Annotated in this window: 21 protein-coding genes and 1 pseudogene; 14 read left to right on the top strand and 8 right to left on the bottom strand. The window is 71.1% G+C overall.

The features are described 5' to 3' along the window. Positions 1–14 precede the first annotated feature (14 nt). From rsmD to F6X53_RS05635, 4 genes are all read right to left on the bottom strand, one after another. Positions 15–590 (bottom strand): 16S rRNA (guanine(966)-N(2))-methyltransferase RsmD, encoded by a 576-nt coding sequence (gene rsmD, locus F6X53_RS05615; RefSeq protein ID WP_150998029.1) that lies wholly within the window; start codon positions 588–590, stop codon positions 15–17. Further along, entirely contained in the window at positions 587–2,563 is a 1,977-nt protein-coding gene (locus F6X53_RS05620; protein WP_425324682.1) for a pseudouridine synthase, read from the bottom strand. Before F6X53_RS05620 ends, rsmD begins: the two co-directional genes overlap by 4 nt. An 825-nt stretch (positions 2,564–3,388) precedes the next feature. Beyond that, positions 3,389–3,565, bottom strand: coding sequence for a DUF1328 domain-containing protein (locus tag F6X53_RS05630; protein WP_109895258.1), 177 nt, complete (start codon positions 3,563–3,565; stop codon positions 3,389–3,391). 73 nt (positions 3,566–3,638) lie between these two features. Beyond that, on the bottom strand, positions 3,639–3,842 hold the full coding sequence (locus F6X53_RS05635; protein WP_150998031.1) for a CsbD family protein: 204 nt from the start codon (positions 3,840–3,842) through the stop codon (positions 3,639–3,641). Positions 3,843–3,995: 153 nt separating this feature from the next. Here F6X53_RS05635 and F6X53_RS05640 point away from each other — a divergent pair, with 153 nt between their 5' ends. Beyond that, positions 3,996–4,460, top strand: coding sequence for a nucleoside deaminase (locus tag F6X53_RS05640; protein WP_150998033.1), 465 nt, complete (start codon positions 3,996–3,998; stop codon positions 4,458–4,460). Positions 4,461–4,576: 116 nt separating this feature from the next. Then, positions 4,577–5,281 (top strand): SDR family oxidoreductase, encoded by a 705-nt coding sequence (locus tag F6X53_RS05645; protein ID WP_150998035.1) that lies wholly within the window; start codon positions 4,577–4,579, stop codon positions 5,279–5,281. Positions 5,282–5,285: 4 nt separating this feature from the next. On the opposite strand, the gene F6X53_RS05650 is transcribed toward F6X53_RS05645, so the two are convergent. Further along, positions 5,286–6,200: an alpha/beta fold hydrolase gene (locus F6X53_RS05650; protein ID WP_150998037.1), complete on the bottom strand. Its 915-nt coding sequence runs from the start codon at positions 6,198–6,200 to the stop codon at positions 5,286–5,288. Between the two features lie 268 nt (positions 6,201–6,468). On the opposite strand from F6X53_RS05650, the pseudogene F6X53_RS33085 reads away from it, so the two are divergent. Continuing rightward, a pseudogene (locus tag F6X53_RS33085) lies at positions 6,469–7,203 on the top strand (PAS-domain containing protein); the annotation flags it as partial. A 169-nt stretch (positions 7,204–7,372) separates the two neighbouring features. After that, positions 7,373–8,485, top strand: coding sequence for a putative bifunctional diguanylate cyclase/phosphodiesterase (locus F6X53_RS33090; protein ID WP_238296618.1), 1,113 nt, complete (start codon positions 7,373–7,375; stop codon positions 8,483–8,485). A gap of 31 nt (positions 8,486–8,516) precedes the next feature. On the opposite strand, the gene F6X53_RS32195 is transcribed toward F6X53_RS33090, so the two are convergent. From F6X53_RS32195 to purD, 3 genes are all read right to left on the bottom strand, one after another. Beyond that, the gene (locus tag F6X53_RS32195; RefSeq protein WP_191970715.1) at positions 8,517–8,657 is read right to left on the bottom strand and encodes a hypothetical protein; all 141 of its coding nucleotides are present in this window, start codon (positions 8,655–8,657) and stop codon (positions 8,517–8,519) included. 229 nt (positions 8,658–8,886) lie between these two features. Continuing rightward, complete coding sequence (locus F6X53_RS05660; protein WP_150998039.1) at positions 8,887–9,915, bottom strand: PAS domain-containing protein; 1,029 nt, start codon at positions 9,913–9,915, stop codon at positions 8,887–8,889. Between the two features lie 455 nt (positions 9,916–10,370). Then, the gene (purD, locus tag F6X53_RS05665) at positions 10,371–11,654 is read right to left on the bottom strand and encodes a phosphoribosylamine--glycine ligase (protein WP_150998041.1); all 1,284 of its coding nucleotides are present in this window, start codon (positions 11,652–11,654) and stop codon (positions 10,371–10,373) included. Positions 11,655–11,929: 275 nt separating this feature from the next. Here purD and xseA point away from each other — a divergent pair, with 275 nt between their 5' ends. From xseA to F6X53_RS05715, 10 genes are all read left to right on the top strand, one after another. Further along, the gene (gene xseA, locus F6X53_RS05670; protein ID WP_150998043.1) at positions 11,930–13,477 is read left to right on the top strand and encodes an exodeoxyribonuclease VII large subunit; all 1,548 of its coding nucleotides are present in this window, start codon (positions 11,930–11,932) and stop codon (positions 13,475–13,477) included. Between the two features lie 261 nt (positions 13,478–13,738). Next, a complete protein-coding gene (locus F6X53_RS05675; protein WP_150998045.1) occupies positions 13,739–13,966 on the top strand; it encodes a DUF4170 domain-containing protein in 228 nt (75 codons plus the stop codon). 210 nt (positions 13,967–14,176) lie between these two features. Continuing rightward, complete coding sequence (locus F6X53_RS05680; RefSeq protein WP_150964073.1) at positions 14,177–15,121, top strand: ribose-phosphate pyrophosphokinase; 945 nt, start codon at positions 14,177–14,179, stop codon at positions 15,119–15,121. Between the two features lie 167 nt (positions 15,122–15,288). Then, the gene (locus F6X53_RS05685; RefSeq protein ID WP_150998047.1) at positions 15,289–16,167 is read left to right on the top strand and encodes a lipase family protein; all 879 of its coding nucleotides are present in this window, start codon (positions 15,289–15,291) and stop codon (positions 16,165–16,167) included. Positions 16,168–16,386: 219 nt separating this feature from the next. Beyond that, on the top strand, positions 16,387–17,106 hold the full coding sequence (locus tag F6X53_RS05690; protein ID WP_150998049.1) for a DUF1013 domain-containing protein: 720 nt from the start codon (positions 16,387–16,389) through the stop codon (positions 17,104–17,106). Positions 17,107–17,303: 197 nt separating this feature from the next. Next, the gene (locus tag F6X53_RS05695) at positions 17,304–17,798 is read left to right on the top strand and encodes a hypothetical protein (RefSeq protein ID WP_306426592.1); all 495 of its coding nucleotides are present in this window, start codon (positions 17,304–17,306) and stop codon (positions 17,796–17,798) included. 323 nt (positions 17,799–18,121) lie between these two features. Further along, positions 18,122–19,837: a 30S ribosomal protein S1 gene (rpsA, locus tag F6X53_RS05700; RefSeq protein WP_150998051.1), complete on the top strand. Its 1,716-nt coding sequence runs from the start codon at positions 18,122–18,124 to the stop codon at positions 19,835–19,837. A gap of 373 nt (positions 19,838–20,210) precedes the next feature. Continuing rightward, positions 20,211–21,197 carry a signal peptide peptidase SppA gene (gene sppA / locus F6X53_RS05705; protein WP_150998053.1) on the top strand — a complete coding sequence of 329 codons (987 nt, stop codon included), beginning with the start codon at positions 20,211–20,213 and terminating at the stop codon, positions 21,195–21,197. A gap of 56 nt (positions 21,198–21,253) precedes the next feature. After that, complete coding sequence (ihfB, locus tag F6X53_RS05710) at positions 21,254–21,586, top strand: integration host factor subunit beta (RefSeq protein WP_280526002.1); 333 nt, start codon at positions 21,254–21,256, stop codon at positions 21,584–21,586. Between the two features lie 18 nt (positions 21,587–21,604). Beyond that, entirely contained in the window at positions 21,605–21,970 is a 366-nt protein-coding gene (locus tag F6X53_RS05715) for a lipopolysaccharide assembly protein LapA domain-containing protein (protein WP_150998057.1), read from the top strand. Positions 21,971–22,013 lie beyond the last annotated feature (43 nt).

Here is a 22,013-nt window from a genome sequence, read left to right on the forward strand (position 1 = left end):
AGCGCGGCGACGGTTCATCCCGCTCGGACGGGCGCCACGCTCCAACGCCCCAGCGCGACCTGGGTGTCGCCGTAGCTGCGCCGCTCGATCTCCGAGAACCCCGCCGGCAGCGTCAGGGCGGCGCTCGCCGCCTCCTCGACGATCACGAGGGCGTCGGGTTCGAGCCAGCCGCCCTCGGCCGCCGCCGTGAGGGCCACGGGGGCGAGATCACGACCGTAGGGGGGGTCGCAGAAGACGATGCCGTAGCGCCCGTTCGTGCCGGCGGGGCCGAGCCGCGTCGCGTCGCGCCGGAACAGCCGGGTCGCCCCCTCCAGGCCGAGGCTCTCGATATTCTCGCGCACGAGCGCGCGGGCCTCGGCGCCCTCGTCGACCATGAGGGCATAGGCCGCCCCCCGCGACAGGGCCTCGAAGCTGAGCGCTCCGGTCCCGGCGAAGAGATCGAGCACCCGAGCACCCGCGACGGCGTCGTCGTAGGCGTGGGTCAGCACGTTGAACAGCGCCTCGCGCAGGCGGTCGGAGGTCGGCCGGATCGCGTCCGTGCGGGGCGTGGCGAGACGACGGCCCCGCAACGCCCCGCCGACGATCCTCACCGGGCGCCGCCGCGCGGCGGACGGCCGCCGGGTTTGCCCCCCGAGGGCCGCCCGCCGGGCTTGCCGCCGAACCCGCCCGGCTTGCCACCAAAGCCACCAGGCTTGCCACCAAAACCACCAGGCTTGCCGCCTCCGGCCCGGGCACCGCCGGGCTTGCCGCCGAACCCTCCGGGCTTGCTCCCGAAGCCGCCGGGCTTGCCGCCACGGGGCTTGTCGCCCCCCGTCCGCTCGCCGCCGGTCCGCTCGCCGCCGGTCCTGCCGAAGCCGCCACGGTCGGACGCGCCGCCGGGACGGGCGCCCTTGAAGCCGCCGCCCTTGTCGTTTCCGCCGTCGCGCCCGCCGAAGCTGCGCTCGCCGCTCCGCGCGGCGCGCGGCTTCGCGTCACGATCCCGCGAACCGTGCTCGCGGGCATCCCAGGGCCCGGACGCGCGCGGCCCGGAACCCCGGGGCTTGAACTCCCGCGAACCGGACTCGCCGGACGAAGAGCCGCCCCGGAAGCCGCGGTCCTCGCGCCCACCGAAGCGGTCGCCGCCGGACCGCTCGGTGCGTCCGCCCTCCGGCCGGGGCCGGAAGCCGCGCTCCTCACCGCGATCCGGACGCCGATCACCGCGATCCGAGCCGCGATCGGCGCGGCGGTCGCCGTGATCGGGGCGGCGGTCGCCGCGATCCGAGCCGCGGTCGCCGCGATCCAGGCCGCGATCGAGGCCGCGATCGCCGTGATCGGGACGCGGGGCCCGGACCGGGCGGCTGCCATCCGGTGCGCGGGCGTAGCGGCGCGGGGCCGCCTCGGGGGCTTCCTCGACCGGGCTCGATTTGAGGCGCTCGACCACGACGCGGCGCTCGCCGGTCCTGATCGCGCCGACGCGTTCGCGGCCGCGCTCGGACGCGGCGGCCGCGCGCTCGGCCCGCGGGTCGGCCCCGCGGCGCGGCACCCGGGCGCTGCGGGGGGCGCCCTCGGCCGGCTCGTCCGCGCGCCAGACGGAGCGGCGCGGGCCCGCGCCCATGCCGCCGGTCGGCACGCGCGCCGGGCTGGGCGGAGCCCCGAAGGCGGGTCCGCGTGCCCTGCGCTCGGCGGAGGCCGCCGATTTTGCCGGGCGCGGTGCCTGCTCCGTCCCGCGCGAGGCCTTGGGCGAGCCGAACGGGGCGATCGGCTCGCGCACCGGGCTCTCGAAATCGACGCCGGCCTGGGCCGCGAGGCTCGGGCCGAGCTGCTCCTTCAGCACCTTGGTGCGGATCTCGTCGACGAGGCCGGCCTCGAGGTCGCCGAGCTGGAACGGCCCGAAGGACAGGCGGATCAGCCGGTTCACCGAGAGGCCGAGATGCTCGAGGATGCGCTTGACCTCGCGGTTCTTGCCCTCGCGCAGGCCGAGCGTCAGCCACAGGTTGTCGCCCTGCACCCGATCGAGATTGGCCTCGACCGGGCCGTACTCCATCCCGTCGATGGTGACGCCCTTGCGCAGCTTGTCGAGCTCGGCCTGATTGGTGTCGCCGTGGGCGCGCACCCGGTAGCGGCGCAGCCAGCCGGTATCGGGATGCGCGATCACCTTGGCCAGCCCGCCGTCATTCGTCAGCAGCAGGAGGCCCTCGGTGTTGATGTCGAGGCGGCCCACCGCGACCACGCGGGGGAGATCGTCCGGCAGCGCCTCGAACACGGTCTGGCGCCCCTCCGGGTCGCGGGCCGTGGTGACGAGGCCGCGCGGCTTGTGGAAGATCCAGAGCCGGGTGCGCTCGCGGGCGGGCAGGGGCTCGCCATCCACCGTGATGACGTCGTCCTCCGTCACGTTGACGGCGGGCGAGGCGAGAACACGGCCATTGAGGCTGACGCGGCCCTCGGCGATCATCGCCTCGGCATCGCGGCGCGAGGCGATGCCGGCGCGGGCAATCGCCTTGGCGATGCGCTCGCCCTCATGCGTCTCCGCGGGAGCCTCGTCCGCCTGCGCCGGTGCGGCGCCCGGCGGTGTCACGGCCGGGATGACCGCTTCGCTCCGGGCCGGCGGCGCGGCGCGGCGGCGCAGCGGCGCATCGCCACCCTGCTTCTTCGCCGTACGCGGCGCGACGGCCTTCGCAGGATCGCGTGTGCCCGTATTGGCGTCGGTCGCGGGGGCCCAGGCCTCGGCGGGGGCCGCCTCAGCCTCGTCGGAGGCGGCCGGAGCGGTCTTGCGCCTGGGTTCGGCTTCGGCGCTCACCTTGGGCTCGGGCTTTACTTTCGATACCGTCTTGGCCCTGGACGCTGCCTTGGTCTCGGGCTCCGCCTCGGCCATCGGGCTTTCCGCCTTGGGCTTGGCCTTCGACGTGGCCTTCGACTTCGCCTCGACCGCGGATTCGGCTGCCTTGGTCGCCTTGGCGCCGGCCTTCGCTCCGGCCTTGGCCGCCTCCGGCTCGGACTCGCTTACGGGCTCCGCTTTCGCCTTGGCCTTCTTGGGCGCGGCCTTCTTGGGCGCAGCCTTCGCGGCGGGCTCGGCCTCCGGCGCGCCCTTGGCCTTGGGCCCGGACGCAGCCTTGGGCTTGGACGCGGCCTTCGGCTCAGCCTTGGCTGCGGCCTTGGGCTTGGCCGCAGGGTTGGCTTTGGCGCGCGGCGTCTTGGATGAGGTCTTGGGCTCGCGGGCCTCGGCAGGCTCGCGGGCGTCGTCGTTCGGATTGTCGTTCATGCCAGCCCCATAACAGAGCGGGTTGCCGGGCGCGAGACGTCCCGGGGCCTGATCCCGCGCAGGACAACCGAAAAAAGGCGGCCCGGAGGCCGCCTTCTTGGTCAGGACCCGACGACGCGGGTCCTTCGATACGGCTTTTCGAGCCTCGCGTCAGAGCCGCGGCGAGCGGCCGCGCATCACGCCGAACACGGCCGAGATGAGGAACAGCGCGATGGCGACGAAGAAGACGATCTTGGCCGCCTCCATGGCGGTGCCGGCGATGCCGCCGAACCCGAGCAGCGCGGCGATGACCGCGACGACGAGGAAAGTGACTGCCCAACCGATCATGGTGTCCTCCGTAACTTCGATGATGCCGCTCAACGGCCACGCTTGGCCATCGGTTCCGCGACGATGAGGCGGCTCAGAGCTTCTTCTTCGCGGCGTCGGCGACGTCCTTCACGCCGTCCTTGGCGTCTCCCATGGTACGCTGGGCATCGCCCTTCAGTTCCTGCGCCTTGCCTTCGGCCTGGAGCTTGTCGTTGTCGGTGGCCTTTCCGACCCCCTGCTTGACGTTGCCGATCGCCTCGTTGGCCGCGCCCTTGAGCTTGTCCGTGGTGCTGCTCATCGGTGTCTCCTCAACTTCAGGCTGTGGATCGTGCGCCTCGGGGGCAGAACGGCCCCGCCGAGCCAATGTTCCGCCGATTAACATACCGGCCCGGGCGCATCGCGGGCGTTCGGACGCTTCCCGGATCAAGGGGCGGGGGCTAGAACCGGGGCCGTGCCGACCCCGATTCCAACCGATGCCGACCCCCTCAGCCTCGCCTTCGCGGCCGCCCGCCGGGCGGCGGCCGAGGGGGAGGTCCCCGTTGGAGCGGCCGTGGTGCGAGGGGGGCGGGTGCTGGCCGTCGCCCATAACCGGCCCCGCGCCCTGAACGACCCGACCGCGCATGCGGAGATCCTGGCGATCCGGGCGGCCTGCGCCGCGATCGGGGACGAGCGCCTCGTCGATTGCGACCTCTACGTCACGCTGGAGCCCTGCCCGATGTGCGCGGGCGCCATCGCGTTCGCGCGCATCCGCCGTCTCTACTTCGCGGCGCCCGACCCGAAGGGCGGCGGCGTCGAGCACGGGCCGCGCGTGTTCAACCAGCCGACCTGCCACCATGCGCCGGACGTCTATGGCGGCTTCCGCGAGGCAGAGGCCGCGGCCCTGTTGCGGGATTTCTTCGCAGTACGAAGGACTTGAGAGCATGATCCGAACTGGATTCTGAGAACATCCGGTCAAATCCAGCGCGCCGAACCGGCGCCGGGCCCGCGCGTTGCGGGTTGGCCGGTCCCTGAGACGAGGCGAGGAGACGAGCCATGGTCCCCCATTACGAGCGCGCCCTGATCGTCGGCAGCGGGTCGGGCCTCAGCGCCTCACTGGCCCGCCTCTTCGCCGGGCGGGGGATGCGGGTCGGGCTCGCTGCCCGCGATGTCGACAAGCTCGCCGACCTCGCAGCCGAGACCGGAGCGGCCGTCCACGCCTGCGACGCGAGCCGGCCCGGCGAGGTCGAGGCCCTGTTCGCCCGGCTGGAGCCGGCCCTCGGCGGCCACCCGGACGTGGTGGTCTACAATGCCAGCGGGCGCCTGCGCGGCGCGTTCGTGGACCTCGACCCGGAGGCGGTGGCACAGGCCCTGATGGTCACGGCCTATGGGGGATTCCTGGTGGCCCAGGCGGCGGCCCGGCGGATGCTGCCGGCACGCCACGGGGCGATCCTGTTCACCGGCGCCTCGGCGAGCGTGAAGGGGTTCGCGGGATCGGCTCCCTTCGCCATGGGCAAGTTCGGCCTGCGCGGCCTCGCCCAGAGCCTGTCGCGCGAGTTGCAGCCGCAGGGCATCCACGTGGCGCATGTCGTCCTCGACGGCGCCATCCGGAACCCGGCGCGCGGCGGCGAGCCGGCGGATTCGCCCGACAGCACCCTCGACCCGAACGCCATCGCGCGGGCCTACGGCGACCTGCTCGGCCAGGACCGCAGCGCCTGGGCCTCCGAGATCGCGCTGCGCCCCTGGGTCGAGCGCTTCTGAGATCTCAGCCCGCCAGGAACGGCGCGAGCGCGGCGCGCGTCGCCTCCGGGTTCTCCTCGGCCAGGAAATGGCCGGAGGCGATCACCGACCCGGTGATGTCCGGCGCGAAGGTCCGCCGCCATGCCGCGAGCCCGGTCTCGGGCTTGACGTGCTCAAGATAGGCGTCGCTGGTGAGGAGCAGGGTCGGCATCGCGAGGGTGCGGCCCGCCGCGAGGTCGGCCGCGTCCGCCGCCCGGTCCGGCCCCGCCCCGGCCCGATAATCCTCGCACATGGCGTGGATGCGCTCGGGCACATTCCAGGACTGTCGATAGAGCGCGAGGGCAGCGGGCGCGAACACCGAGAGGTCGTGCGCCTTCGTCCACGCGCGCAGGAGTTCCTCGAAATAGGCGTCGGGCCCGCGGCCGATCGCGGTCTCGGGCTCGGGTGCCGGCCCGGCGAGGAACGGCCAATGCGCGTTCATGCCCGGATGCGCCTCGATCCGCTCCCACTGGATCAGGGTCGGCACGATGTCGAGGAGGGCGAGGCGCGCCACCCGGCCGGGCTCGTCGAGGGCGAGGCGATAGGCCACCCGGGCACCGCGGTCATGCCCACAGATCGCGAAGTGGACGTGCCCGATCCGCTCCATCAGGGCGACGATCTCACGGCCCTGGGTCCGCTTCGCGTAGGCCGCGTGGCCGGCATCGCCGGCGGGCGCGTCGGACCAGCCATAGCCCTTGAGGTCCAGGCAGATCACCCGGTGCGTGCGCGCGAGGTCCGGGGCGAGGCGGTGCCACATGGCGTGGGTCTGCGGGAAGCCGTGGAGCAGCAACAGGGGCGGTCCGTCCTTCGGCCCGCCCGCGCGGGCAAAGGCGCGGCCCCCAGGGCCGTCGATCCACAGGGCCTCGAAGCCCGGAAACAGGTCCGTCTGCAGGTCGGCCATGCCGTCCACTCCCTCGATCCGCCTGGGCGACCCTACCCGGCCGGGGGCGCGGCGCGAAGAGCCGGCCCCGATGCAAGCCCGAGCCAAGGAAAGCCGCCCCTGAGCGCCGCCCAAGCACTCCGACGCCTGGATGCGGCGGCTGGACAATCATCGCCCCCGCGGATGATGGATCTCGCCAATGGCGCATGCGCGAACACCAGCACACCGACCGCAGCAGCAAATCTTAAGACATACCCCGCAGGATGCACCAGATCTTGCCGGTGGTTCGATGCCAGCTCACCTCCTCGAAGACTTCGCGCAGGTCGCCTCCGACTGGTTCTGGGAGATCGACGCGAACGGGCGCTTCACCTATCTGAGCCAGAGCGTCGAGCGGTTCCTCGGCCGCGCCGCCACCGAGCTCGTCGGACACCCGCGCGACGCCATCGCGACGAACCTGCGCGACACCGAGTTCTGGGCGCCCTACCGCGAGGCCCTGCTGCGGCGGCAGGAGTTTCGCGACTTCACCTACCCGTATGCCCATCCCGACGGGGGCACCCGCTGGTTCCGGGTGAGCGGCAGGCCGCGCTTTGCCCCGGACGGGACCTATCTCGGCTATCGCGGCGTCGGCACCGACGTGAGCGGCGAGCAGGACGCCCGCGAGGCGCTGGCCGCGGCGCTCGCGGAACTGCAAGCCTCGAATGCCCGCCTCGTCGCACAGAACCAGCGCTTCGAGGCCGCGCTCAGCAACATGACGCAGGGATTGTGCATGTTCGACGCCGAGGCCCGCCTCGTCGTCTGCAATCACCGCTACCGCGAGATTTTCGGATTGCCCGCCGAGGCGCTGACCTTCGGCACGGTTCAGCGGGAGATCTGCGCGATGCTGGTGGCGCGCGGCTGTTACCGGCGCGAAGTTACGGTCGACAGCCTGTGCGAGGGGACGCGCCTCGCGCTGCTCGCCGACGAGCCCGGCCCGATCCACCGGGAGCTCGCGGACGGGCGCATCCTCGCCGTCTGCTACCGGCCGCTGGAGGGCGGCGGCTGGGTCTCGACCTTCGAGGACATTACCGAGCGCCGCCGCAACGAGGCGCGGATCGCCCACATGGCCCGCCACGACGCGCTCACCGACCTGCCCAACCGGACCGCCTTGCGCGAGCACCGTCAACGACAGCCACGGCCACGGCACCGGCGACGCCTTGCTGCGCGCCGTCGCGGAGCGCCTCTGCGCGAATGTGCGGGGCGGCGACCTGGTGGCGCGGCTCGGAGGCGACGAGTTCGCGGTGCTGCACCGGATCACCGACGAGAACGGCGCCTGCATCCTGGCCCAGCGCCTCATCGCGGTGGTGAGCCCTCCCTACGAACTCGGGGACGTCACGGTCGAGATCGGCATGAGCGTCGGCATCGCCCTGGCGGGGCCGGGCTGCGACGACGTCGAGAGCCTGCTGCGCAACGCCGACACGGCGCTCTACCACGCCAAGGGCGAGGGACGCGGCCGGGCCTGCCTGTTCGAGCCCGCCATGGATGACAGCGCGCGGGCGCGCCGCCTGCTGGAGCGGGAGCTCCGCGACGCGCTGCAGCAGGACGCGTTCGCGCTGCATTACCAACCCCTGGTCGATCTCCGCAGCGGCGCCGTGACGGGGGTCGAGGCGCTGCTGCGCTGGCAGCACGCGGACCGGGGCCTCGTCAGCCCCGAGAGCTTCATCACCGTCGCGGAGGAGACCGGCCTCATCGTTCCAATCGGCGAGTGGGTGCTCAACCAGGCCTGCCGCGACGCGGCGGCCTGGCCGGGCAGCGTGAGCGTGGCCGTGAACGTCTCGGCGGTGCAGTTGCGCCACCGGGGCTTCGCGCAGAGCGTGTTCCTGGCCCTGGCCGCGGCGGGCCTCCCGCCCGGGCGCCTCGAGATCGAGATCACCGAGAGCGTGCTCCTCGACGACACCGAGGCGAATCTCGAGACGCTGCACCTGCTGCGGAGCACCGGCATCCGCATCGCCATGGACGATTTCGGTACCGGCTATTCGAGCCTGAGCTACCTGCGCCGCTTCCCCTTCGACAAGATCAAGATCGATCGCTCCTTCGTGCGCGACGCCGGCCTGACGCCGGATGCGGCCGCGATCATCCGGGCGCTGGTGAGCCTCGGCACCAGTCTCGGCATCACCACCCTGGTGGAGGGGATCGAGACCGAGGCGCAGCTCGCGGCGGTGCGCGCCGAGGGCTGCCGGGAGATGCAGGGCTTCCTGTTCAGCCCGCCCGTCCCGGCCGGCGAGGTCGCCGCGATCCTGACCGCGGAGCTGCGCCCCGAGGCGGCCTGAGGGCCGGCCCCGGGCGGCCGCTCCGATCAGGCTACTTGCCCGAGAGCCCCTTGGAAAAGCCGGCCACGCGCCTGGCCATGCGGCGGGCCGGCCCGTCGAAGGCGTCGAGGAACAGGACGCCGCCCATCACGGAGGCGATCGTCAGGAAGAGCTGGGCCAAAGCGTGCGTCATCGAACGGCTCTCGTGATTCGGCTTTCCAAGACCCCGCACGATCGGGCGCGGCGGTCGGACAGGATTCAACCGGAACAGGGTGAATGGATGGTAAGCGCCGGTACCCGGCCGCGCTTTCCCGAACGGGTGCGCTCTGGGTGCCACGCCGCGGCGGCCCGAATGCCGGAGCCGGAACACCAGCCCACGCGGTCGTCCCTGTCGCGGTTCGGCGCTCGGCCTCGCGACGAGCCTATCGTCGCGCGACCGCGATCGTGTTGTCATCGAGGAACATGAAGCGGATGCCGGCCGTCCGCAGGGCGGCGATGGCCGTGTGGCGGGAGCGTGACGCTCGCTTCTCTTCCCCGTCTTCCAGGCGCCGGATCGTCGAGAAGGACAGGCCGCTGGCCGTCGCGAGTTCGAGCATCGACCAATCGAGGAGGGCGCGCGCCGCGCGCAGATGATGGCCCTGCACGGCCTGCTCCAGGCCCTCGCGCGCGAGATCCGAGATCGCGCAGGGGCCGCCTGCCGGATAGGTGATGATGGCCCATTCGAGGATCGCCGCGCTCCTGTCGCGAATGGGGACGCCGATGCCGTGGAAACGTTCGGGCGGCTGATCCTTCAGCCTCGTGAGCGTCCTCACGTGAATGGGCTGCCCGGCCATGAGCTGCTCGGTGATCTGGGAGCGCGACGCCTCGCGCTCCTGCTGTGCAACCGTTGCGAAGTGATCCGCCTCGATCTCCTCTCGCGGGAGTCCGGTCAGCGTGCAGAGCTCGGTCGGAACCAACGGGGCGCCGCTCGCCTGGGAGGTGAACTGGATGAGGCGAGTCTGCTCGAACACGGCCAGGCGCCACCGCCGCTCGATGTCCCGCGCACGGGCGAGAAGCTCCCGGTCGGTGACATCGAGGATGACGCCGCTCGCCGCCCTGGGGCGTCCCTCCGGCGTGACGAGCACCTCGCCCCGGCTCCAGAGGACGCGGATGCTGCCGTCCGGGCGGATCACCCGGACATTGCATTCCTGCAGGAGACCGCCCGCCGTGACCTGCTCGGCGGTCTGGATCCGGTAGCGGTCCTCGGGATGCATCAGGGCGACGAACAGATCGTAGCTCGGCCGCACTGCGCCGGGCTCCAGGCCCAGCAGGCGATAGAAGCCGGGCGACCAGACATGCTCGTTCGTGCCGAAGGTCCAGCCCCAGTTTCCGGTCAACCGGAAGGTCTCGAGGAGGCGCAGGAACCCGCGCGAGGAGAAGTCCCTCTGCCCGAAGTCCGGTTGCAGATTCATGATCGTAACCTCCAACCGGAGCGCGAACCGGACTCGACGCGATTCGATTTCCGTCACGCGCTGGCGGTGAGGTCGGCTGGCGTCGATCCCTGCGATTCCTCACCGCAAGTCGATCCCCAGCATTCGAGTGGGTCTTCGCGCCAGCCGAAGTATCGGCGCGAAGCCCGGCGGCCACATGACGGCCGGCCTTTGCAGCCCTGGCGCCCTCAATCCTGTTCCAACCTCGATTTCTTCGAATCAACTTAACTTATGCTAAGGCGCGACTCTCCGGTTGTCCAACGACGCTCGTAGCGACGGCCCCCGATGCTGAGCGCATGCGATGAGAGCACCGCGCCAGCTGAGGCCGCTTCGAGGCGCTGACACGCGCTTGGCGCGCAACCGGCTGTTCGGCGTGCGCATGCGGGAGACGAGCAGGACGCCCGGCGCATGCGCGTCGCAATCGTCCTGAGGACTGCTCAGATTCCCCCGCCCGCCACCTCGCGGGCCACGGCGCGCCGGCCGATGTCGCGGCGGCAGAAGCCCTCCGGCCAGTCGATCCGGGCGATCGCCGCGTAGGCGCGTGCCTGGGCCTCCATCACGCTGTCGCCGAGTGCCGTGACGGCGAGCACCCTTCCGCCATCGGCCAGGAGCTTGTCGCCCTCCGACCGGGTGCCGGCTTGGAACACGAAGACCGCGTCGCTCGCCTCCGCCTCCGCGACGCCCCGGATCGTCGAGCCGCGCACCACCGTCCCGGGATAGCCCGCCGCCGCCATCACCACCGTCAGGGCCGCCCGGTGCTCGTCGAATTCGAGGGAGACGCCCGAGAGGTCCCCGTCGCAGGCCGAGAGCAGGGCGGGGACGAGGTCCGAGGCGAGGCGCGGCATCAGCACCTGGGCCTCCGGGTCGCCGAAGCGGGTATTGTACTCGATGAGCTTCGGCCCCGCCTCGGTCAGCATCAGCCCGGCATAGAGGATGCCGGTGAAGGGCATCCCCCGCGCCCGCATGCCCCGGAGCGTCGGCGCGATGATCGTGTCCATCACGGTTCGGGCGATCGCCGGCGTCACGATGGTGGCGGGCGAGTAGGCGCCCATGCCGCCGGTATTCGGGCCCCGGTCGCCGTCGAAGACGCGCTTGTGGTCCTGGGCGGTACCGATCGCGATGGCGCGGGTGCCGTCGCAGAGGGCGAAGAAGCTCGCCTCTTCGCCGGTCATGCATTCCTCGATCACGATCTCGGTGCCGGGCTCCGCGAACAGGGCCCGGATCGCGGCCTCGGCCTGATCCGCGGTCTCGGCCACCGTCACGCCCTTGCCGGCCGCGAGCCCGTCCGCCTTGACCACGATGGGGGCGCCCTTCTCCCGCAGGTAGGCGAGGGCCGGCTCGAGGGCCCTGAACCGCGCGAAGGCGGCGGTGGGGATGCCGTACTCGGCGCAGAGGTCCTTGGTGAAGCCCTTCGAGCCTTCGAGCTGGGCCGCGGCCCGGGTCGGCCCGAAGGCGCGAATGCCCGCCGCGCTCAGATCATCGACGAGGCCCGCCACCAGCGGCGCCTCGGGCCCGACCACCACGAGGCCGACGCCGTTCTGCTCGCAGAAGGCCCGCACGGCCGCGTGGTCCGTGACCGCGAGGTCGGGCCGGTTCTCCCCGTGCCGCTGCGTGCCGGGATTGCCCGGCGCGGTGAACAGGCGCGAGCAGAGCGGGCTCTTCGAGAGAGCGTAGGCCAGCGCGTGCTCACGGCCGCCGGAGCCGATCAGAAGGATGTTCATGGGGAGGGGGTTTTCCTCAAAAACAGGCTCCGAGGGAAGGACGATTCTGGGCTCCGACGCGCTTCGTGCACGGGAACGCGGGTTTCTCCCCGCCGCGTCGGGGCCGGCGCGGCGGGGCAGGGGGGCGCTCGCCCTGGAGAATGAGGGCCTTCGGGAATGAGGGTCTTCGCGCCCCGTCCCGCTCGGGTCGGCGAGGCCGAATCATTCGGGATGATCGCGGGCCGTGTCCGCCATGCCCTCGACCGGCGGGCGCGCCGCCGCTAGCCTCTGCGCCCATGTCCATCCTCGCCGCCCTGACGCAAGCGCCGCCCACGAACGAGACCGAATGGTCGGTCGGCGACCTCGCGGCGGCCTTGCGCCGCACGCTGGAGGACGCCTTCGGGAACGTGCGCCTGCGCGGCGAGATCTCGGGCTATCGCGGCCAGCACGGCTCCGGCCACGCCTATTTCTCCCTGAAGGACGGCAATGCCCGCATCGATGCGGTGGTCTGGAAGGGCACCTTCAACCGCCTGCGCCAGAAGCCGAAGGAAGGCCTGGAGGTCGTCGCCACCGGCAAGATCACGACATTCGCGGGCAAGTCCTCCTACCAGATCGTGATCGAGAGCCTGGAGCCCGCCGGCATCGGTGCCTGGATGGCGCTGCTGGAGGAGCGCAAGCGCGTTCTCGCGGCGGAAGGATTGTTCGCCCCCGAGGCCAAGCGGCCAATCCCCTACCTGCCGGGAGTCGTGGGCGTCGTCACCTCGCCCACCGGCGCGGTGATTCGCGACATCCTGCACCGGCTGGAGGACCGCTTTCCCCGCCACGTCCTGGTCTGGCCCGTGCGGGTGCAGGGGGAGGGGGCGGCGGACGAGGTCGCGGCGGCGATCCGCGGCTTCAACGCGCTCGCGCCCGGCGGCCCGATCCCGCGGCCGGACGTGCTCATCGTCGCCCGGGGCGGCGGCTCGATCGAGGACCTCTGGGCCTTCAACGAGGAGGCGGTGGTGCGCGCCGCCTTCACCAGTACCATCCCGCTGATCTCGGCGGTGGGCCACGAGACCGACACCACGCTGATCGACCACGTCGCCGACCGGCGCGCCCCGACGCCGACGGGCGCGGCCGAGATGGCGGTGCCGGTGCGGGCCGACCTCATGGCGCAGGTCGATGATCTGGGGCGGCGCCGAAGCGAGGCGATCCTGCGCAAGCTCGACCGGGAGCGAACCGACCTGCGGGCGCTCCTGCGCGCCATGCCGAATGCCGACGCGTTCCTGGCCGCCAAGCGCCAGCGCCTCGACCTCGCCGAGGCCCGGCTGATCCCGGCGCTGGCCGGCAATGCCCGCGTGTACCGGGATCGGTTCGGGCAGGTGCTGGAGCGCCTGAGCCGGCATCCGCCGGAACTCGGCCTCGCCCGCGCGAAGGCGCGCCTGGCCGCCATCGATCACCGGCCCCGCACGGCGATGCTCCACCGGATCGAGCGCGGGGGCGACACCCTCGCGGCCCTCGGACGCCTGCTCGGCTCCCTCGGCTACAAGGCCGTGCTCGCCCGCGGCTACGCGCTGGTCCGCGACGAGGCCGGCGCGCCGTTGCGCAGCGTCGCGGGCCTCACGCCCGGCCGGCGCCTGCACCTCGAACTTGCCGACGGCACCGTCCGGATCCGGACGGAGGATGCCGGGACGGAAGGCGGGGAGGAGCCTGCTCCGAAGGCCAAGCGGGCACCGCGCCGGACGCTCACGAGGGAGGCGGGGCAGGACGCGGCGCGAGAGCCGGGCCGGGGCCGGAAGGCCGCCGCGACGTCGCAGGCCCTCGCGGAGGAGATTCCGGGCCCGCGCCAGGGCAGCCTGTTCTGAGGCGCCGTGCCGGCGACGGACGGGCGGAGTGGCCGGGACGATGGCGCAAGGATTCACGTTCCGGGCGCGCCCCCCGTCTGCGCGGAGCCCGCTTGACGGGCGTGGCGCCGTTTGCGACCGGACCGCGCGGCACGAGTCCTGCCTTGGATGAGGAGCCCCGGCGGGCCGGGCCTCCAATCCTGTGACGATCGAGCCCACTGCTTTGAGCCTTGCCAACGCTCTCCGCCAGCTTTCCCACCCAGTCTCCCGCCAGGACATGCGATGACCACGACGATCGACAGTACGCAGAAGCTCCACCTCGTCTTCGGGGGCGAGCTCGAGAATCTCGACGGCGTCCGCTTCCGCGACATTGCGGGCCTCGATGTGGTCGGCATCTTCCCCGACTACGCCTCCGCCCAGGCGGCCTGGAAGTCCAAGGCCCAGGCTACCGTCGACCAGGCGCAGACGCGCTACTTCATCGTGCACCTGCACCGGCTGCTGGAGCCGTGAGCGATGCGGGATGCCTCGCGCGGTCGGATCCCCAGCCAGGCGGGTTCTGTGCAGAGCAGGCCTGCTGGCGCCATGAAGGCATTGTGACACCTCCCCAGCGCTGATAAGAGCGCGACCGGTCGTTCCGACGTTCCAGGCGGCCGGATCAGCGCTGTTTTCAGGTAATTTCAGTGTTTCTCGGCCCGAGATCCTCGACGTGAGTGTGCCGGCATGAAGTCCTCGATCAAGATCATCGCCGGCAATGCGAGCCGGCCATTGGCCGAGGCCATCGCCGCCTATCTCGAATTGCCGCTCGCCAAGTGCATGGTGCGGCGCTTCGCCGATATGGAGATCTTCGTCGAGCTGCAGGAGAACGTCCGCGGCGAGGACGTGTTCATCGTGCAATCGACGTCGTTCCCGGCCAACGACCACCTGATGGAACTCCTGATCATGATCGACGCGGCGCGGCGCTCCTCGGCGCGCCGCATCACGGCGGTGATCCCGTATTTCGGCTATGCCCGGCAGGACCGGCGCACCTCGGGCCGCACCCCGATCTCGGCCAAGCTCGTGGCGAACCTGATCACGGAAGCGGGCGCCGACCGGGTGCTGACCCTCGATCTCCATGCCGGCCAGATCCAGGGCTTCTTCGACATTCCCACCGACAATCTCTTCGCCGCCCCCGTGATGGTGCGCGACATCAAGGAGCGCCTGCCGGTCCAGGACCGCCTGGTGGTCTCCCCCGATGTCGGCGGCGTGGTCCGGGCCCGCGCCATCGCCAAGCGCATCGATGCCTCCCTAGCCATCGTCGACAAGCGCCGCGAGCGGCCGGGCGAATCCGAGGTGATGAACATCATCGGCGAGGTCGAGGGGCGCTCCTGCATCCTCGTCGACGACATCGTCGATTCGGGCGGCACCCTGGTGAACGCCGCCGAGGCGCTGCTCAACGCGGGCGCCAAGGAGGTCTCGGCCTACATCACGCACGGGGTCCTGTCGGGGGGCGCGGTCTCGCGCATCGCGGCCTCGCGGATGAAGGAACTCGTCATCACCGACTCGATCCAGCCGACACAGGCGGTCAAGCTCGCCCGCAACATCCGCGTCGCCTCGATCGCGCCGCTGCTCGGCGAGGCCATCGGGCGCACGGCGACCGAATCCAGCGTCTCCAGCCTGTTCGACTGAAGGCGCCTCGGCCGTCCCTCTGATCCGGCGGCCGCGCTGGCCCTGAGACGGCCCGTCGCGCCGGATGGGCGCGCCCCGGCCCGGCACTATCTTCGCTTCGAGGCAAGCGGCCCATCGATCACCTTGGAGCGGTGGCGCCGGTCTGCCTGCGCGCGGGGGCGGGTATCATGGGGGGCGGACACGTCGTCATCGGCATCCACGGGCTCGCCAACAAGCCGCCCGAGGAGGAGAAGGCCAAGTGGTGGCTGGCCGCGATCCGGGAAGGCATCGAGCGCAACTGCGCCTCGGTTCCGGCCGCCTTTCCCTTCGACTTCGTCTATTGGGCGAGCCTGCGCTACGCCGAGCCCCTCGGGTCCGACAGCAACCTCGAACCCTACCGGCCAGCGGCGAAGGCCGAGGCCTTCCCGCGCTACACGCCGGAGGAGGCCGGCCGCACCAGCCTGGTCGGGCGCCTCTACCACAAGCTCGGATGGCTGGAACACGTGACCGGCCTGACGCCGCTGGACGACGTCATCCTCGAATACCGCCTCGACGATCTCTGGAACTACCACCAGGACAGCGCCTTCCGGGACGCCGCGCGGGCGCGCCTCCTCGCGTGCCTGCGCGGCCGCCGCGCGGATCGCATCCTGCTCGCCGCCCATTCCATGGGCTCGATCATCGCCTACGATTGCCTGCGCATCCTGGAACGCACCGATCCGGATCTCCGGGTCGATCACTTCGTCACGATGGGCGCGCCGCTGGGTCTCGTCGAGGTGCAGGCCGAGATCGCGGCCGAGCACGGGTCGGTGCGCATGCCCGATACCGCGCTCGCCTGGACGAACCTCACCGACAAGGCCGACATCGCCACCGTGGCGGCGGTGCTCGGCGACGAATTTTCCGTCAATGCCCGGGGGGCAAAGCCCCGCGACGTGCCGGTGATCAACGCCTATCGCCGCCCGGACGGCACGCCGAACCACCACAAATCCTACGGCTACCTGCGCACGCCCGAATTCTCCGAGATCGTCCAGGCCTTCCTGGCGGGATCAGGGTCCGCCCCGGCGGGATGAGGACCGGTCCTGGCAGGATCAGCGATCGCGCCCGCCGGAGCGCGTCCGATCCGCAAACGCGATTGCGCGGAACCCCTTGGAACCTATATAGACGACGTTCCCCTTTTACAGCGTGAGACGGGATGCTCCGGCCCCTCGGATCAGCGGGCCGGAGCCCGCGGGCCATCGTCCGCGTGTCCCTTCGGTCCCGTCCCCCGTCACTTCGTTGGAGTTGCCCGCATGTCCCAGGGTCCGCTGATGCCGAAGGCGACCGCCGTGTGGCTGGTCGAGAATACCTCGCTCGCCTTCGAGCAGATCGCCGACTTCTGCAAGCTGCACCCCCTCGAGGTGAAGGGAATCGCCGACGGCGAGGTCGCGGCGGGCATCAAGGGCCTCGACCCGATCACCACGGGCCAGCTCACCCGCGACGAGATCGAGAAGGCGCAGAAATCCCCGAACTACCGCCTCAAGGTCGCGGTCTCCAAGGTGAAGCTGCCCGAGGTCAAGCGCACCACCAAGGGCCCGCGCTATACGCCCCTGTCGCGCCGCCAGGACCGCCCGAACGCGATCCTCTGGCTGCTGCGCAACCATCCCGAGCTCAAGGACGCGCAGATCATCCGGCTGGTCGGCACCACCAAGTCGACGATCCAGCAGATCCGCGAGCGCACCCACTGGAATTCGGGCTCGCTGCAGCCGATGGATCCGGTGACCCTCGGCCTTTGCACGCAGATCGATCTCGATTTCGAGGTGCAGCGCGCCGCCAAGGACCGCCCCGCCGCGGTGGCGACCGATGCCGGCGCCTCGCTCCTGCCCGCCGAGGTCTCGACGGCCCCCGAGGCGGAGACCGAGGAGCAGGACGAGCACCGCCACGGCAGCCGAGGCGAGGAGCGGCTCGACGCCGATTCGGTCTTCGCCAAGTTGAAGGGCATGCGCCGCCCCGACGAGGACGACGAGGAATAAGTCTCGAACCGGAATCATGATTCCGGTTGAGGCGGAAAATCGGGAGTAGACGGCGCGAACGGTGGTCGCCAAGCGGCGCGACATCCGCGATAGTGCCATTCGCGACACTCTTCCGCGATGACGAGACGAAGGGACGCCCGATGGCCTCTCCCGCCACCGACATCGACCCTCAGACCGTGCTCGAACCGCCCGGCCTGATGGCCGGAACGGTCCTGAGCTCCGGGACCATCCCGGGCGCCAGCCCCGATGCGACGCCCGACCCGATCACGCTGGCCGATTCGCTGATGATCGAGGCGGGCTGGAGCCCGGCGAATTTCGGGGAAGCGGGGCCGAATCCGCCCTATCTGCGCATCGGCGGCAAGCTCTGGGTGACGCTCACCGAGTTCGAGCCCTGCTTCTCCTCCTTCCACCGGGACCGGGTGCTGTTCCGCTCCAAGGTCTCGATGGCCGAGCACCTGCAGAAATACGATCAGATCATGATCGACCCCCTCGCCTTCGAGGAATGCTACGGGCCGGGGGAGGGGACGGAGGCGACCTTCCCGTTCGGGTCCTGGCTCAGCATCCGGGCCGTCGAGTTCGACGGGCTCCAGCTCTGGGGCCGCCGCCACGGCCGTGTCGTGCTGCCGCTCGAACCCCTGGCGATCGCCTCCGCGATCTGGCTGCGCAACGCCGGAGCGCCCGCCATCGCCTGACGGGGACCGACGAGCCGCAGAGGTCGGCCCGCCCGGGGATTCACCCCGCGCGGCGCCCTGTTGCCGTTTTGCCGCCGATCGGATAAGGAACGCCCGATCGTCCGGAGGGAATCGCTTCAGGCTTACGGCTTCGTGCCCAGCCCGCGCCTCGCCGGAAGACTCGCCCTCGACCATTGCTTTAGAGAATGCGTCGGCCCTCCCCGCGGGGAGGCGAAGCCCGCCCAGACCGCTTTTTTCGGTCCGCGGGCGGCATTGCGAGAGGGCAACCCGCAACACGAGCCGCCGTCGCAGGCCTCTGGAATCGAGGCCGTTCAGGAGACAGAATGACTGCTGGTACCGCTATGCAGCGCGCACCGAGCCGCGAGGATTTCGCGGCGCTGCTCGAGGAATCCTTCCTCAGCCACGAGATCACCGAGGGCTCCGTCGTCAAGGGTCGCGTCGTCGCGATCGAGAAGGACGTTGCCGTCATCGACATCGGCGCCAAGACCGAGGGACGCGTCGCCCTCAAGGAATTCAACGGCCCCGGCCGCGAGGGCGAACTCGCCGTCGGCGACGAGGTCGAGGTCTATGTCGACCGCATCGAGAATGCGCTCGGCGAGGCCGTGATCTCGCGCGACAAGGCGCGCCGCGAGGAGAGCTGGGTCAAGCTCGAGAAGGCCTTCGAGGCCAATGAGCGCGTCACCGGCACGATCTTCAACCAGGTCAAGGGCGGCTACACCGTCGACCTCGACGGCGCCGTGGCGTTCCTGCCGCGCTCCCAGGTCGACATCCGCCCGGTTCGCGACGTCACGCCGCTGCTGGGCACGCCGCAGCCCTTCCAGATCCTCAAGATGGATCGCCGCCGCGGCAACATCGTGGTGTCGCGCCGCACCGTCCTCGAGGAGAGCCGCGCCGAGCAGCGCTCCGAGCTCGTGGCCAACCTCGAAGAGGGTCAGGTCATCGACGGCGTCGTCAAGAACATCACCGAGTACGGCGCCTTCGTCGATCTCGGCGGCATCGACGGCCTGCTGCACGTCACCGACATGGCGTGGCGCCGCGTGAACCACCCGTCCGAGGTCGTGACCATCGGCCAGACGGTCAAGGTCAAGATCATCAAGATCAACCACGAGACGCACCGCATCTCGCTCGGCATCAAGCAGCTCCTCGCCGATCCGTGGGAGGGCATCGCCCAGCGCTACCCGGTCGACGCCAAGCTCAAGGGCCGCGTCACCAACATCACCGATTACGGCGCCTTCGTGGAGCTGGAGCCGGGGATCGAGGGCCTGATCCACGTCTCCGAGATGTCCTGGACGAAGAAGAACGTCCATCCGGGCAAGATCGTCTCCACCTCGCAGGAGGTTGAGGTGCAGATCCTCGAGGTCGATCCGGTCAAGCGCCGCATCTCGCTCGGCCTCAAGCAGACCCTCCAGAACCCCTGGGAGGCCTTCGCCGAGCAGCATCCGGTCGGCTCCGAGGTCGAGGGCGAGGTCAAGAACAAGACCGAATTCGGCCTGTTCATCGGCCTCGACGGCGACGTCGACGGCATGGTGCACCTCTCCGACCTCGACTGGAACCGTCCGGGCGAGCAGGTCATCGAGGAGTTCAAGAAGGGTGACATGCTGCGCGCCCAGGTTCTCGACGTCGACGTCGAGAAGGAGCGCATCTCGCTCGGCATCAAGCAGCTCGGCGGCGACCCCTTCGCGGAAGCCGGCGAGATCAAGAAGGGTCAGGTCGTGACCTGCGAGGTGACCGAGGTCAAGGATTCGGGCATCGAGGTGAAGATCATCGACACCGACCTGTCGACCTTCATCCGCCGCGCCGAGCTCGCCCGCGACCGCGGCGACCAGCGCCCCGAGCGCTTCGCGGCCGGCGAGAAGTTCGACGCCCGCGTGGTCCAGTTCGACCGCAAGGCGCGCCGGGTTCAGCTCTCCATCAAGGCCCTGGAAGTGGCCGAGGAGAAGGAGGCGATGGCCCAGTTCGGCTCCGCCGATTCGGGCGCCTCGCTCGGCGACATCCTGGGCGCGGCCTTCAAGAAGGCCCGCACCAGCGACGACAAGTAAACGTGATCGCGCCTCGCCCGGCACCGAGCCGGGCGAGGTCCGCACGAGACGCGAGACGAGGCCCGCGCCGGAATTCCCGGCGCGGGCCTCGTCGCGTTCCGGCCGGTCCTTTTCCCGGGTCGCACCGGCGGGCGCCCCCTTGCCGGTCCGCCTCCAGCAGGGCTAGAACACGGCACGCGGGAGAGCCCCCGGGCATCCGCGAGTCCGTAAGCAAACCAATGACTTGGTCTGCACCGAAGCTCAGGTGCAAACTCGGCCGGGATGTGGGACACGAGGGTGCGTGGGCCGGCCGCCGGAGGCGGACGGGCACCCGCGACCGCAGGCGAGAACAGGACCCGGCCCCCAGCCGGAGCGCGAGGGAGTGAACCATCGCATGGCCGCTGACGCCGAACTTCTGATTGATCGACGCCGCCTGCGCCGCAAGCTCTCCCTGTGGCGGGTGCTGGGCATCGGCGGCCTCGTCGTGGCGGCCGGCGCCGTGGGCCTGCGCGTCCGCGCCGGCACCGAGGGGCCGCTCTTCGGCGCGGTGCAGCCGCAGATCGCCCGCATCTCGATCGGCGGCTTCATCGCCGGCAGCGAATCGACCGCCAAGCTGATGAAGCAGGTCGGCGAATCCGCCGCCGTCCAGGGCGTCGTCGTCTCGATCAACTCGCCCGGCGGCACCACCACGGGCTCCGAGGAGCTGTTCCGCAATCTGCGGTCGCTTGCCGAGAAGAAGCCGATCGTCGCCTTCGTGGACGGCACGGCGGCCTCGGGCGCCTACATCACGGCGATCGCGGCCGATCACATCGTGGCGCGTGAGACGTCGCTCGTCGGCTCGATCGGCGTGCTGTTCCAGTATCCGGACGTCTCGGGCCTCCTCGACAAGGTCGGGGTCAAGGTCGAATCGGTGAAATCCTCGCCCCTCAAGGCCGAGCCCTCGGGCTTCACCCCGACCTCGCCCGAGGCGCGGGCGGCGCTGGCGGCTGTGGTCGGCGACACCTATGGCTGGTTCAAGGGCCTCGTGGCCGACCGGCGCAAGCTGGACGACAAGCAGCTCGCCGCCGTGTCGGACGGGCGCGTCTTCAGCGGCCGCCAGAGCGTGCCGCTGCGCCTCGTCGACGAGCTCGGCAGCGAGCGCCAGGCCGTCGCGTGGCTTGAGAACGAGCGCAAGGTGGCCAAGAACCTGCCCGTGCGCGACTGGAAGCCGACCAGCGGCGGCGGCTTCAAGCTCTGGTCGGCTCTCGGCCTCGGCGCCGACCTCCTCGGCCTCGACGGACTCGGCGGCACCCTGCGCACCCTCGGCGCCGAGACGAGCGAGATCGCGCGCGGCGGCATGCTCGCCCTGTGGCGGCCGAGCCCGGCGACCCCGGCCCCCTGAGGGCCCCGGAGCCCGGCCCCCTAAGGGCCCCCGGAGCCCGGCCCTCCCACACCGACATTCGAGAAGACCACCGCATGATCAAGTCAGAGCTTGTGCTGAAGATCGCCGAGCAGAATCCGCACCTCTACCAGCGCGACGTCGAGACCCTGGTGAACGCGATCCTCGACACGATCGCCGACGCGCTCGCCCGCGGCGACCGGGTCGAGCTGCGGGGCTTCGGCGCCTTCTCGGTCAAGCGTCGCGATGCGCGCCGGGGACGCAACCCGCGCACGGGCGCGGCCGTTGCCGTCTCCGAGAAGGCCATCCCGGTGTTCAAGACCGGCAAGGAGATGCGCCAGCGCCTGAACGCGGCCGGTATCGGCGAGAGCCACGCGACAGCGTCGAATTAACGTCCTCCGGAGAGATCGATGATCCGCTTCCTCAAGGGTCTGGTTCTGCTGCCCGTCGCCATCCTGGTGGTGCTGCTGGCGGTGGCGAACCGCGACGCCGTCCGCCTGTCCTTCGATCCGTTCTCGCCGGAAGCGCCCGTCTTCAGCCTGACCCTGCCGCTCTACGCGATCCTGTTCGTGGCCGTGGCCCTCGGCATCGTAGTCGGCGGCATCGGTGCCTGGCTCGGCCAGGGCGAGACTCGCCGCAAGGCGCGCGAGCGCCGCCGCGAGATCCGCCGCCTCGAGGGCGAGACCGCCCGCCTCAAGACCTACGCGCCGGCCTCCGAGACGAAGACCGCCTACGGCATGGCGGGCAACCGCACGGCCCTGCCGGCCCCGCGCTGAGCCCGGGCGCCCGGCCAGGACCCGACCCAACACCGAGAGACGC

This window comes from Methylobacterium soli (genome assembly GCF_008806385.1).
Classification (GTDB): domain Bacteria; phylum Pseudomonadota; class Alphaproteobacteria; order Rhizobiales; family Beijerinckiaceae; genus Methylobacterium; species Methylobacterium soli.